The following is a 12,816-nucleotide window of genomic DNA, read 5'->3' on the forward strand; positions in this document are numbered from 1 at the left end:
GCCGCGGCTTCTGCCCGGGTCTGCATTACTTCACCGGCTCCAGGTGCTGGAGGACGTAGCCGGACGCCACCGAGCCCCACGCGGGCGGGAAGGCGTACAGGTCGTCCTCGGTCGGCCAGCCCGTGAAGTCCTTCGTGTTGAAGAACGTCTGGGTGGCGTTGATCACCAGCGGGATGTACGGAAGGTCGCGCACGATCTCGGTCTGCAGGGCGGCGTACGCCTCCTGCTTGACGGCCTCGTCGTTCGTGGCGGCGGCCGCAGCGACGGCCTCGTTCACGATCGGGTTGTCGTAGCGGCTGAAGTTCCAGCGGCCCGACGGGACCTCCTCGCCGACCTGCGACGTCGACTCGCCCGCGAACCAGTCCTTGTAGATCTGGAACGGGTCGGCGACCGAGGTGCCGATGACACCGCCCATGATCAGCTGGTACTGACCGGTCTGGCGCGCGTCGGAGAACTCCTGCCACTGCACGGTCGAGGCGTTGACCTTGATGCCGGCTTCGGCCGCCTCTGCTCGCTGATGAGCTTGGCGGCGTCGTTGTAGTCCGTCCAGCCGTCGACCGAGATGAGGCTCAGCTCGATCGGGGCGCCGTCCTTGCCGTAGAAGCCGTCGCCGCCCTTCGTGTAGCCGGCGGCCTCGAGGATCTCACCGGCCGCCGCCGCGTCGGGCGACTGCGGGCTGACCTCGTCAGCCGGGTCGGCGACCCACTTCTGGTCGCGCGGAAGCAGCGCGAAGGTCGGCGAGATGTCGCCGGTGAGGCCGACGAACGCCTTCTCCTTGATGGTCCCGCGGTCGATCGCGACGTTGAGGGCATGGCGGACGGCGACGTCGGTCTGCGGACCCGCGCAGCCGAGCTCCGCGTTCGAGCAGGTGTAGAGAACGGTGGGGTCCTGCGGCGTGTTCAGCATGCTGATGACGCCGTTGGAGGTCACGGAGTCGGGGTTCGGCACGAACATGCCGGTCCAGTCCAGCTCACCCGCGGTGAGCAGGTCCTGTGCCGACTGGTTCGCGTCGATGCCGATGTACTGCACCTTCTTGATGGCGGGGACGCCCTCGTCGCGGAAGTTCTCGTTCGCGACGACCGTGTACGAGGCATCCGTCACCTTGTCGACGACGTAGGGACCGGTGCCGACCGGCTCCTCGTCGGTGAACGTGGTGTAGTCGTCGACCTCCGACCAGACGTGCTCGGGCAGCATCCAGGTGGTGCCGAGGATCTGGAACTCGTTCGTGAACTGCGGCGTCTCGTAGGTCAGGACGAGCGTGGTGTCGTCGGGCGCCTCCGCCGAGATGAGGCCGTCGCGGTGGTTCGGCTCGTAGTTGAACGTGAACGCGGCGTCCTCGGCGGTGAAGTCCTCACCATCGCTCCACTTCACGCCGTCCTTGAGCGTCACCGTGATGACGGTGCCGTCCTCGTTGTACTCGAAGCTCTCGCCGAGCATCGGAGCGGGCGCGTCGTCGGCGGTCTTGTTGTAGAAGAACAGCGGCTCGTAGATGGGGCCGAGCGCGGCGTGCAGGACGCTCGGCGAGAAGGGGTTGAAGTTCGCCTCGATGGGGGTCTGGCTGCCTGCCCAGACCCGCAGGGTGCGGCCCTCGGAATCGCCACTGTCATCGCCGCCGCCAGTGGCGCAGCCCGACAGGCCGAGACCGAGGATCGCTGCCCCGGCGACGGCGATGAGCGCCGCTCGGCGCTTCGCGTTTCGAAGCATCGTTGGTTCTTTCTCTCTCGTGCGGCATTGCAGGGAGGAGTGCGCGGGCACCCGGTCCATCTATTAAGTACTGAGTCTTAACAAATGTGTGTTAGTAAACCTAACAAACATTCCTCGGTTCGCGCATCCTGGGAGCGCGCTGTGTACGTCACGTCTTGGCAACGGTTGGGTGTTACGGCGGGGGTTTGGCTTCTGGTCAGAGTGACACTATGATCGAACCGACAGTTAGAGTCACTATGACCAGAACAGCACCTGAACCCCGCTCCCCCGGCACGCCCGTCGACACCGACGCGATCCGCGTGGCGGTGTCGACGGTGATCTTCACGCTCCGGCGCCTCCCCGGCAGCGACGCCGTCCAGGTCGTGCTCCCGCTCGTGCGCCGCACGCGCGATCCGCACGAGGGCCAGTGGGCGCTTCCCGGCGGATGGCTCGACGTGACGGAAGGACTGGATGCCGCGGCATCCCGCACCCTCGCAGAGACGACCGGGCTGGCACCGAGCTATCTCGAGCAGCTGTACGCGTTCGGGGCCGTCGACCGTTCCCCGACCCGCGTCGTCTCGATCGTGTACTGGGCGCTCCTGCGCGCCGACGAGATCACCGACGCCACCGTCGAGAACGTGCAGTGGTTCGACGCGGCGGCCCTCCCCGCGCTCGCCTTCGACCACAACGAGATCGTCGATTACGCGCTCTGGCGTCTGCGCAACAAGGTCGGCTACAGCCGCATCGCCCACGGGCTCCTCGCCGACGAGTTCACCCTCGCCGACCTGCGCGAGGTGTACGAGGCGATCCTCGCCCGGCGCCTCGACCCGGCGAACTTCCGCAGGCAGGTCGAGAACTCCGGCACCCTCATCCCCACCGACCGCTTCCGCACCGGAAGCCACCGTCCCGCGCGGCTCTACCGCTACAACCAGGACGTCGAGCTCGCCGACCGCGGCCCGCTCGACGCCCGCCACTGACCCACCGAACGGAGCACCCGACATGCCTGCCGTGAACATCACCCTCCAGCCCCGGCCCGAACTCGACCCCTCGGTCGACCACGAGATCCAGGCGATCGTCGCGGGTGTGCTGCAAGGCGAGACCTGCAACACCGACCTCGCCGCCGGCCCGTGGGACTTCGACACGCGCCCCGGCTACGGTCCCGGCTCGTCGATGGGGGACGTCATCCCCACGGGCTCACCGCGCCAGGGCGAGCTGCCCCGCGAGTATCGCGAGGCATCCGAGGCCGAGCTCGACGAGCGCATCCGCGCCGCGAAGGCGATCCTGGGCGACCGTGTCGTCGTGCTCGGGCACTTCTACCAGCGCGAGGAGGTCGTGGTCCACGCCGACTACGTGGGCGACTCGTTCCAGCTCGCGAACGCGGCTCTCGAGCACCCGGACGCCGAGGCCATCGTGTTCTGCGGTGTGCACTTCATGGCCGAGACCGCCGACCTGCTGTCGCGTCCCGAGCAGGCCGTGATCCTCCCGAACCTCGCCGCCGGCTGTTCGATGGCCGACATGGCCGACATCGACCAGGTCGAGGAGTGCTGGGAGCAGCTCGCCGAGATCTACGGCGATATGGACGAGACGGATGCTGACGACCTGGTGCCCGTCATCCCCGTGACGTACATGAACTCCTCTGCCGCGATCAAGGGGTTCGTCGGACGCCACGGCGGCATCGTGTGCACGTCGTCCAACGCGCGGACGGTGCTGGAATGGGCGTTCCAGCGCGGACGCCGCGTGCTGTTCTTCCCCGACCAGCACCTCGGACGCAACACCGCGAAGGCGATGGGCGTGCCGCTCGAGCAGATGCCGATGTGGAATCCGCGCAAGCCCCTCGGGGGCTCCGACGCCGGCACGCTCGACGACGCCCGCGTCATCCTGTGGCACGGCTTCTGCTCGGTGCACCGCCGCTTCTCGGTCGACCAGATCGACAAGGCGCGCGCCGAGCACCCGGGCGTGCGGGTGATCGTGCACCCCGAGTGCCCGATGGAGGTCGTCGACGCCGCCGACGAGGCGGGCTCGACGGACTACATCCGAAAGGCGATCGAAGCCGCGACCGAGCCCACGACGTTCGCGATCGGCACCGAGGTGAACCTGGTGCAGCGCCTCGCCGCCGACCACCCGCAGCACACGATCTTCTGCCTCGACCCGGTCGTCTGCCCCTGCTCGACGATGTACCGGATCCACCCCGGATACCTCGCATGGGTGCTCGAGGGACTCGTCGACCGCGACGTGCGCAACCGCATCACCGTTCCGGACTCGGTCGCGGCTCCGGCCCGTGTGGCACTGGAGCGGATGCTGGCTGCCAAGCCCCCGGCGGCGCCCGCGGCCGCGTGGGAGAACGCCTCATGACGGTGCACGAGACCGAAGGCGGGCTGGGTGCCGTCGTCGTCGGCTCGGGCATCGCGGGGCTTCTCACCGCGCTGCACGCCGTCGAGCATGGTTCCCGCGTGACGCTCGTGACCAAGGACGTGCTCGAGCACGCCAACACCCGCTTCGCGCAGGGCGGCATCGCCGGCGTCATGTTCGACGACGACCGTGCCGACGACCACGTGCGCGACACGCTGGTGGCCGGCGCGGGACTCGGCGATCCGAAGGCGGTCCAGGTGCTCGTCGACGAAGGACCTGCACGGATCCGCGAGCTCATCGCGCTCGGCGTCGCGTTCGACCGCGACGACACCGGCGGGTTCGTGAAGGGCCTCGAGGCCGCGCACTCGTACCCTCGCATCCTCCACGCGGGCGGCGACGCGACCGGCACCGCGATCGAGAAGGCGCTGGTCGCCCGCCTCCGCGCGAGCGACGTCGCGGTGATCGAGCACGCATTCCTCGTCGACCTCGTCGTCACGGACGGCCGCGTCACCGGGGTGGAGCTGCTGGTCGGAGAGACGGATGCTGCGGCCGGCCGCCGCGAGATCATCGAGACCGACGCGGTCGTACTCGCGACCGGGGGCGCGGGTGAACTCTATGCACACTCGACCAACCCCGAGGTGGCGACGGGCGATGGGATCGCCGCGGCCATCCGGGCCGGAGCAGACGTGCGCGACCTCGAGTTCTTCCAGTTCCACCCGACGATCATCGGCATCGGTGACTCCTTCCTCGTGTCGGAGGCGGTACGGGGAGAGGGTGCGACGCTGATCGACGAGCACGGCCGCCGGTTCGCGTTCGACGCGCACCCCGACGGAGAATTGGCTCCTCGCGACGTTGTCGCCCGCGCGATCGCGCGGCAGATGGAGCGCCAGGACGGGCGGCCTGTGTTCCTCGACGCAACGCACATCCACTCGGAAGACGCCGCCGAGCGCGCGGCCTTCCTCGCCCACCGCTTCCCCACGATCGACCGCGCGGTGCGCGAGCGCGGTCTCGACTGGGCGCGCGAGCCGATCCCGGTGACGCCGGCCGCTCACTACCTGATGGGTGGCGTCACCACGGACCTCTTCGGCCGCACCACCCTGCCCGGCCTGTACGCGGTCGGCGAGGTCGCGCGCACCGGCGTGCACGGCGCGAACCGCCTCGCGTCGAACTCGCTGCTCGAGGGCGCCGTGTTCGGCGCACGAGCGGGTGACGTGATCGTCGAGGACGCAGCATCCGGATCCTGGCCCGTCACCCTCGTTCGTTCGTCACATATGCACGCGGAATCCGCCGTCTTGCGTACACAGGTGACGAACGCACACAGAACCACCCCGATGAAAAAGGCGCCGGTGTTCTCGCGGCCGGCGCTGCAGGAGCTGCTCTGGGATGACGCCGGACTCGTGCGGGATGAAGCGGGCCTCGAGCATGCAGCATCCGTCATCGCGATCTGGCGCGCGCAGCCGCGCACTCCCGTGACCGAGCACGACTTCGAGGACGAGAACCTGCTGCTCGTGGCCGCGCACCTCGTCGCCGCAGCGCTCGTCCGGCGGGAGTCGGTAGGCGCCCACTTCCGCTCGGACGGCACGCCCGCCGAGGCAGCCGTTCCGCCCGCCGAACCGCGCAACGTCGACACCACCGCCCCGCGCACCCACGCCGCCGACCTCTCGAAGGAGCCCGTCGCATGCTGACCCGCGCCGTGATCGACCGCGCCGTCGCCGCCGCCCTCGAAGAGGACGCGCCGTGGGGCGACCTCACCAGCGAGGCGCTGATCCCCGAGAACGCGGTGGCCCGCGCTGACCTCGTCGCGCGCGAGCGCGGCGTGTTCTCGGGCGGCGAGGTCTTCGAGGCGGCATTCCGGCTCACCGATCCCTCGATCGACGTCGAACTCGTCGTGGAGGACGGCGAGTGGTTCGAGCCCGGTGCGGTGCTCGCGGTCGTGACCGGACCGGCGCGCGGAGTGCTCACAGCCGAGCGGATCGGCCTCAACTTCGTGCAGCGGATGTCGGGCATCGCGACCCTCACCGGCACGTATGTCGCCGAGGTCGCGCACACCGGCACGCGCATCGCCGACACACGCAAGACGACACCCGGCCTCCGTGCCTTCGAGCGCAAGGCCGTGCGCGACGGCGGCGGCCGCAATCACCGCCACTCGCTGTCGGACGCCGTCATGGCGAAGGACAACCACCTCGCGGTGCTCGCGCAGAAGGGCGTCTCGCCCACGGCGGCTCTTCTCGTCGCGAAAGATCTCCTCCCCCACACCACGCACATCGAGGTCGAGGTCGACCGGCTCGACCAGATCGAACCGGTGCTCGCCGCCGGAATCGGCACGATCATGCTCGACAACTTCTCGCTCGACGACCTCCGCGCAGGGGTCGCCCAGGTGGCGGGCCGCGCGACGGTGGAGGCGTCCGGCGGTGTCAACCTCGACACCGCGCGCGCGATCGCCGAGACCGGCGTCGACGTGATCTCGGTGGGCGCTCTCACGCACTCGGCACGTGCCCTCGACCTCGGGCTCGACGTGCGGATCGACACCGCCTGACTCGCCAGGGAGCACCCGATGAGCATGCTGTACCTCGACAACGCCGCGACCACACCGGTGCGACCCGAGGTGCTCGAGGCGATGATGCCGTACCTCACCCGCTGGTACGGCAACGCCTCGAGCCACCACACCGTGGGCGAGGCGGCGGCGGATGCCCTCGCCGACGCCCGTGCGCGCGTGGCGCGCGTGCTCGGCCTCCGCGCCGGCGACATCGTCTTCACCTCCGGGGGCACCGAGGCGAACAACCTCGCGATCAAGGGCATCGCGATCGCCGCGGCGCTGCGCCGCGACGACCGGCGCGCGCACGTCGTGACGACGCCGATCGAGCACGAGTCGGTGCTCGAGTCGGTCGACTACCTCGAACGCGTACACGGGTTCGCCGCAACGCGCGTGCCCGTGGACGAGCACGCACGTGTGTCGACGGATGCCGTCGCCGAAAGTCTTCGCGACGACACGGTGCTCGTGAGCATCGGGTACGCGAACAACGAGGTCGGGACGGTTCAGGATGCCGCGGCCTCGGCCGCCGTCGCCCGCGAACGGCGGATCCCGCTCCACCTCGACGGCGTGCAGGCCGCGGGCTGGCTGTCGCTGTCTGCCGCCGAGCTGGGGTACGACGCGATCTCGCTCGCCGGACACAAGCTGGGCGCGCCGAAAGGCACGGGCGTGCTCGGCGTCCGCGGTCGCATCCCGCTCGAGCCCCTGCTGCACGGCGGCGGGCAGGAGCGCGGCCGCCGCAGCGGCACCGAGGACGTGGCCGGCGCCGTCGGGTTCGCCACGGCCCTGGAGCTGGCCGAGGCGGAGCGGGTCGAGGCATCCGCTCGCGTGTCGGCCATCCGCGACGGTTTCATCGCCCGCGTGCTCGAGCGGGTCCCGTCCGCGCGTCTCACGGGCGACCCCGTGCACCGCCTCCCGGGGACCGCGAGCTTCACGTTCGCCGGGACGAGCGGGGAGGCCGTGCTCCTGGAGCTCGAGCGTCGCGGCGTCGTGTCGTCCAGCGGTTCGGCGTGCGCCGCGGGCAGCGACGAGCCCTCCCACGTGCTGCTCGCGATGGGCATCGCCCCAGCCTTCGCGCAGACCGCGGTGCGCTTCACCCTTCCTCGCTGGCTGAACGCGCCGCTGGATGCCGTCGCCGACGCGGTCGAGGCATCCGTCTCCGCGGTGTCCGAGGCGGGTCGCTGAGTCGCGGGCGAGACGCGACGTCACACCTGCCGCGCGCGGATCCCGGACCTTCGCAGCGACCGTAGGATCGGGACGTGCCCCCCGCCGTGACCGTCATCGTCCCTGGCTACGACGTGGCCCTCTACGCCGCCGAGGCGATCGACTCCCTGCGCGCGCAGACGCGCGACGACTGGGTCGCGATCCTCGTGGACGACGCCTCGACCGACGCGACCGGTGCGCTCTTCGACGCCGCGGCCGCCGCCGACGAGCGGTTCCAGGTCGTGCATCACCGCGAGCAGAGCGGGCTCGGGGCGGCGCGCAACTCCGCGCTCGACCTCGTCCGCACCCCGTTCGTCGGGTTCCTCGACGCCGACGACCGCCTCACGCCGACCGCGCTCGAACGCCTCGTGGGCACGGTGGCCGCCAGCGGCAGCGACTTCTCGCTCGGTGCCTACGTGCGGCTGCGCCCCGACAGCGCCGGCGGATACGAAGCCGGCAGCGTGCAGCCGTGGGTCGCGGCCGCAACCGACCCGGCGCGCGTCGGCACCACGCTCGAAGAGCATCCCGAGGCATCCGGCAACATCGTCGCGTGGTCGAAGGTGAGCCGCACAGACCTGTGGCGGCGCACCGGCCTGCGGTTTCCGGTCGGCAAGGCGTACGAGGACCAGATCGTCGCGCAGCAGATGTACACGCGCGCCCGCGCGTTCGACGTCATCCCCGACGTCGTCGTGGAATGGCGCGAACGCGCCGACGGCTCCTCCATCACGCAGCACAAGGGCGAGCTCCCCGTGCTGCGCGACTACCTCGAGGCCCTCACCGGGGGCATCGCGGTGCTGGATGCTGCGGGCCAGCCGCGGGCCGCAGCATCCCGTGTCCGTCTCATCCTCGCGATGGACCTGCCGCCGCTCGTGGACCTCGCCCGCGACCACGTCGACGACGCCTACCGGCGCGAGCTCGGCGCGTTCGCGCGCACGCTGTGGTCGCGCAGTGACGGGGCCGTGCTGTCGGACCCCGCCGCCACGGCGCTCGCTGCCGCACGCCTCTGGTGAGCACCTCGCGCCGTCGGGCGAGAGAACTCAGTCCTCGCGCCACTCCGGGTCGCCGACGCTGCCGCGACCAGCCGCGAGCACCTCTTCCGAGGTGACGACGGGCGCGTCGGGCGCGGTGTCGGCCCGGCGATCGGGGTGGTCGGCGGGCGGCTCGGAGTCCTCGGCCTCGAGGATCCGGGTGGTCGCGAGCTGCTGCGCCGCGAGCTCGGCGTACAGCCCGCCCTCCGCCAGCAGCGAGGCGTGGGTGCCCGACTCGACGATCTGCCCCGCCTCGACGACATGGATGACGTCGGCCGCGATCACCGTCGACAGGCGGTGCGCGATCGACAGCGTCGTGCGGCCGCGGGCCGCGGCATCCAGCGCCTCCTGCACGACCCGCTCAGACACGGTGTCGAGGGCCGACGTCGCCTCGTCGAGGAGCAGGACGGGAGGGTCCTTGAGGAGCACGCGCGCGATCGCGATGCGCTGCTTCTCACCGCCCGACAGCCGGTAGCCGCGCTCACCGACGACGGTGTCGTAGCCCTTCTCGAAGCGCTCGATCACGTGATGGATGTTCGCCGCGCGGCAGGCGGCTTCGACCTCGGCGTCCGTCGCCTCCGGCTTCGCGTACCGCAGATTCTCGCGGATCGTGGCATGGAAGAGGTACGTCTCCTGCGAGACGATGCCCACGTTGTCGATGATCGACTCCTGCGTGAGGCGCCGTACGTCTTCACCGGCGAAGAGGACGGAGCCGCCGGATGCCTCGTACAGGCGCGGCGTCAGGTACAGCACTGTCGTCTTGCCCGCGCCGGAGGGCCCGACGAACGCGACGTGCTGGCCGGGCTCGGCCGTGAACGAGACGCTCTCGAGCGTCGCGCGGGCGTCGGCTGCGGCATCCGGATATCGGAACTCCACATCGCGGAACTCGATGCGCCCGAGCGGTCCGGGGGCGTCGGCGACGTCGATCGCGTCGGGGGCGTCGCGGATGGCCGGCACGAGATCGAGGTACTCGAAGATGCGGGCGAACAGCGCCGACGACGTCTGGAGGTCGAGCGAGACGCGCATGAGCCCCATGAGAGGCATGAGGAGTCGCGCCTGCACCGTGGTGAACGCGACGATCGTGCCCGCGGTGATGGCATCGGTGCCGCCTCCGATGAGGTAGCCCGACACGAGGTAGATGATCGCGGGGACGCTCGCCATGATCACCTGCACCACGGCGAAGAAGCCCTGGCCGCTCATGGCGCGCCGCACCTGGAGGCGCACCTGGTTGACGTTCTCGTCGGCGTAGCGCGTCGACTCCGTGCGCTGGCGGTTGAACGACTTCGACAGCAGGATGCCCGAGACGCTCAGGGTCTCCTGGGTGATGGCGGTCAGCTCCGACAGCGACTCCTGCGTCTCGCCGGCGATCCGCGCCCGGACCTGACCGACCCGGCGCTGCACCAGGATGAGGAACGGCATGAGCACGACGGCGATGATCGTGAGCCGCCAGTCGATGAGGATCATCGCGACGAGCGATGCCACGACGGTGACGGTGTTGCCGAGGATGCTGGTCACGGTGTTCGTGAGTACGCCCGAGACGCCGCCCACGTCGTTCTGGAGGCGCGATTGGATGACGCCGGTCTTGGTGCGCGTGAAGAAGCCGAGCTCCATCGCCTGCAGGTGGTCGAAGAGCTTCACCCGCAGGTCACCCGTGACGCGATTGCCGACGGTGGAGGTGAGCCACGTCTGCACCACCCCGACCGCCGCCGACAGCAGGAAGAGCGCGATCATCGCGAGCACGAGCTTCCAGAGCAGCGAGAGGTCGGGCGGGGAGCCGTCGACGGGGAACAGTGCGTCGTCGAACACGCGCTGCACCAAGAGCGGCGGGACGACGGCGATGCCCGCGCCGACGACGACGAGCACGCCGGTGATGAGGATCGACCACTTGTAGGGCCGGAAGAGAGCGACCACCCGACGCCCGAGGTTCGGGATCTCGGGCGCCTCGGCGTTGGCGCGCCGCTGCGCCTCGGTGTCGACCGGCCGGAAGCCGGGGTGTCCTCCCCCGCCACCACCGCCGCGCATGCTCACGTGGCCAGCCTAATGAGCGCCGCCGACGCTAGGCTCGGGGCATGACCTCGACGCCCGACCTCCCCGAACACGACGGCAGCGACCTCGCGGAGCTCCGCGAGGAGATCGACGCCCTCCAGGCGATCCCGCACGAGGAGATCGTGAACCCGCTCCCGAAGACCCTCGAGGAGCGCGAGCCCGAGGCCGAGCCGACCGACGCGATCGGCTCCGAGACGTGGGACGACGCGGATTCCGGGGGCTCCGACAGCTGACCCGGCGGATCGCCTGATCGCCGGCATCCCTTCCCTCGAAGTGGGAATGGGATGTCGGAACCTGTGGTTATCTTGAGGGCTTGCCATCCTCGGGTGGCACATCGCTGTCCATCCGAGCCTCGAGGAGACCCATGGCCGCCATCGAAACGACACCCGGAACCGGCAGCATTCCCGCTGTTGCGCGCAGCGCCGCCGGTGCGGCGCCCAAGCTGCGCCCCGAAGAAAGCCGCGTCATCTGGCTGCTCCTCGCAGCCGCCTTCGTCGCGATCCTCAACGAGACGACGATGGGCGTGGCGATCCCGCACCTCATCACCGATCTCGGCATCACCGCGCTCGCCGCGCAGTGGCTGACCACCGCGTTCATGCTGACGATGGCCGTGATCATCCCGATCACGGGCTTCCTGCTGCGCCGCTTCACGACCCGCACGATGTTCGTCGCCGCGATGAGCCTCTTCTCCGCGGGAACGCTCATCGCGTTCCTGTCGCCCGGGTTCCCCATGCTGCTGGTCGCACGCGTCGTGCAGGCGTCCGGCACCGCCATCATGATGCCGCTGCTCATGACGACCCTCATGACGGTGGTCCCGGCGGCCATCCGTGGCCGCATGATGGGCCGCGTCAGCATCGTGATCTCACTCGCCCCGGCGATCGGCCCGACCCTCGCGGGCGCCATCCTCAACAATTTCGAGTGGCGCTGGATCTTCGGCATCGTCCTGCCGATCGCGATCGTGGCGCTCGTCGTCGGCGCGCGCTGGATCCACAACCTCGGTGAGACGACCCACGCCCCGATCGACGTGCTCTCCGTCATCCTGTCGGCCCTCGGCTTCGGTGGTCTGGTCTTCGGTCTGAGCCAGCTGGGTGCCGGCGGGCACGGCGGCGGGGCGGAGGCCGCGGCAGCCGCCGCCGCGTCGACCACGACGCTCATCGTGTCGCTGGCGGTCGGCATCGTGGCACTCGGCCTGTTCGGCTGGCGCCAGATCGTGCTGCAGCGCAAGGACGACGCGCTGCTCGACCTGCGGGTGTTCCGCAGCGCCAACTTCTCGCTGTCGATGGGGCAGATGGTGATCATGTCGATGGCGTTCTTCGGCGCGATCACGGTCGTCCCGCTCTACCTGCAAGACGTCCTCGGTGTTGATCCGCTCACGACGGGTCTCGTCGTGCTGCCCGGCGCCCTCGCCATGGGTGTCGCCGGTCCGATCATCGGCCGCATCTACGACCGCTGGGGCACGACAGTGCTGCTGGTCCCTGGCGCCGTGATCACGAGCGCGATGCTGTGGTTCTACACGACTTTCGGCACCGAGACGCCGGTGTGGCTGGTCGCCGTGACGCAGACGATCCTCTCCCTCGGCCTGGCTCTGTCGTTCACGCCCCTCTTCACCGCATCCCTCGCGTCGCTCGAGCCGAAGTTCTACTCGTACGGCTCGGCGGTCGTCGGCACCGCACAGCAGGTCGCGGGCGCCGCCGGTATCGCGCTCATGTTCGGCGTGATGGCTTCGGCGAGTGCCGGCGCGACGGCGTCGGGTGCCGACGAGGTCGCGGCAGGCGCCGCCGGGACCCACGCCGCGTTCCTCACCGCCGCGATCCTCTCGTTGCCGCTGCTGGTCGGCGCATTCCTCATCCGCAAGCCGGCTGACGCCCCGATGGGCGCGCCCGCCGGTCACTGACCGAGGTATCACACGGAAGCCCCACCCCTCGACAAGGGGTGGGGCTTCCGCGATTCTGGATGCGCCCGACGCCCGATGGGAAG

General features: G+C 70.1%; 11 protein-coding genes. 8 read left to right on the top strand and 3 right to left on the bottom strand.

Annotation, left to right across the window (positions count from 1 at the left end):
- Nucleotides 1-25 precede the first annotated feature (25 nt).
- The gene (locus ACVN90_RS11645) at nucleotides 26-469 is read right to left on the bottom strand and encodes a hypothetical protein (protein WP_475098415.1); all 444 of its coding nucleotides are present in this window, start codon (nucleotides 467-469) and stop codon (nucleotides 26-28) included.
- Complete coding sequence (locus ACVN90_RS11650; RefSeq protein WP_475098416.1) at nucleotides 418-1,704, bottom strand: ABC transporter substrate-binding protein; 1,287 nt, start codon at nucleotides 1,702-1,704, stop codon at nucleotides 418-420. Before ACVN90_RS11650 ends, ACVN90_RS11645 begins: the two co-directional genes overlap by 52 nt.
- A 236-nt stretch (nucleotides 1,705-1,940) precedes the next feature.
- Between ACVN90_RS11650 and ACVN90_RS11655 the strand changes: the two genes are divergently transcribed.
- From ACVN90_RS11655 to ACVN90_RS11680, 6 genes are all read left to right on the top strand, one after another.
- Nucleotides 1,941-2,660, top strand: a complete 720-nt coding sequence (locus tag ACVN90_RS11655) for an NUDIX hydrolase (protein ID WP_475098417.1) — start codon at nucleotides 1,941-1,943, stop codon at nucleotides 2,658-2,660.
- A 22-nt stretch (nucleotides 2,661-2,682) separates the two neighbouring features.
- Complete coding sequence (gene nadA, locus ACVN90_RS11660; RefSeq protein ID WP_475098418.1) at nucleotides 2,683-4,035, top strand: quinolinate synthase NadA; 1,353 nt, start codon at nucleotides 2,683-2,685, stop codon at nucleotides 4,033-4,035.
- On the top strand, nucleotides 4,032-5,717 hold the full coding sequence (gene nadB, locus ACVN90_RS11665; protein WP_475098419.1) for an L-aspartate oxidase: 1,686 nt from the start codon (nucleotides 4,032-4,034) through the stop codon (nucleotides 5,715-5,717). The genes nadA and nadB overlap by 4 nt, the downstream gene beginning before the upstream one ends.
- Nucleotides 5,711-6,568, top strand: a complete 858-nt coding sequence (gene nadC / locus ACVN90_RS11670) for a carboxylating nicotinate-nucleotide diphosphorylase (protein ID WP_475098420.1) — start codon at nucleotides 5,711-5,713, stop codon at nucleotides 6,566-6,568. The genes nadB and nadC overlap by 7 nt, the downstream gene beginning before the upstream one ends.
- A gap of 24 nt (nucleotides 6,569-6,592) precedes the next feature.
- The gene (locus ACVN90_RS11675; protein WP_475102107.1) at nucleotides 6,593-7,747 is read left to right on the top strand and encodes a cysteine desulfurase family protein; all 1,155 of its coding nucleotides are present in this window, start codon (nucleotides 6,593-6,595) and stop codon (nucleotides 7,745-7,747) included.
- Between the two features lie 74 nt (nucleotides 7,748-7,821).
- On the top strand, nucleotides 7,822-8,775 hold the full coding sequence (locus tag ACVN90_RS11680) for a glycosyltransferase family 2 protein (RefSeq protein ID WP_475098421.1): 954 nt from the start codon (nucleotides 7,822-7,824) through the stop codon (nucleotides 8,773-8,775).
- Nucleotides 8,776-8,802: 27 nt separating this feature from the next.
- On the opposite strand, the gene ACVN90_RS11685 is transcribed toward ACVN90_RS11680, so the two are convergent.
- Entirely contained in the window at nucleotides 8,803-10,815 is a 2,013-nt protein-coding gene (locus ACVN90_RS11685; protein WP_475102108.1) for an ABC transporter ATP-binding protein, read from the bottom strand.
- A gap of 47 nt (nucleotides 10,816-10,862) precedes the next feature.
- Here ACVN90_RS11685 and ACVN90_RS11690 point away from each other — a divergent pair, with 47 nt between their 5' ends.
- Both ACVN90_RS11690 and ACVN90_RS11695 read left to right on the top strand, forming a co-directional pair.
- Nucleotides 10,863-11,072, top strand: a complete 210-nt coding sequence (locus ACVN90_RS11690; protein ID WP_475098422.1) for a hypothetical protein — start codon at nucleotides 10,863-10,865, stop codon at nucleotides 11,070-11,072.
- A gap of 131 nt (nucleotides 11,073-11,203) precedes the next feature.
- Nucleotides 11,204-12,733, top strand: a complete 1,530-nt coding sequence (locus ACVN90_RS11695; protein WP_475098423.1) for a DHA2 family efflux MFS transporter permease subunit — start codon at nucleotides 11,204-11,206, stop codon at nucleotides 12,731-12,733.
- Nucleotides 12,734-12,816: the final 83 nt, after the last annotated feature.

It is taken from the genome of Microbacterium sp. F01 (assembly GCF_056156365.1).

Excerpts from the sequence above, each read along its gene's own strand:
- ACVN90_RS11650 (WP_475098416.1), bottom strand. The coding sequence starts at position 1,704 with ATGCTTCGAAACGCGAAGCGCCGAGCGGCGCTCATCGCCGTCGCCGGG.
- ACVN90_RS11655 (WP_475098417.1), top strand. The coding sequence starts at position 1,941 with ATGACCAGAACAGCACCTGAACCCCGCTCCCCCGGCACGCCCGTCGAC.
- nadA (WP_475098418.1), top strand. The coding sequence starts at position 2,683 with ATGCCTGCCGTGAACATCACCCTCCAGCCCCGGCCCGAACTCGACCCC.
- nadB (WP_475098419.1), top strand. The coding sequence starts at position 4,032 with ATGACGGTGCACGAGACCGAAGGCGGGCTGGGTGCCGTCGTCGTCGGC.
- nadC (WP_475098420.1), top strand. The coding sequence starts at position 5,711 with ATGCTGACCCGCGCCGTGATCGACCGCGCCGTCGCCGCCGCCCTCGAA.
- ACVN90_RS11675 (WP_475102107.1), top strand. The coding sequence starts at position 6,593 with ATGCTGTACCTCGACAACGCCGCGACCACACCGGTGCGACCCGAGGTG.
- ACVN90_RS11685 (WP_475102108.1), bottom strand. The coding sequence starts at position 10,815 with ATGCGCGGCGGTGGTGGCGGGGGAGGACACCCCGGCTTCCGGCCGGTC.
- ACVN90_RS11690 (WP_475098422.1), top strand. The coding sequence starts at position 10,863 with ATGACCTCGACGCCCGACCTCCCCGAACACGACGGCAGCGACCTCGCG.
- ACVN90_RS11695 (WP_475098423.1), top strand. The coding sequence starts at position 11,204 with ATGGCCGCCATCGAAACGACACCCGGAACCGGCAGCATTCCCGCTGTT.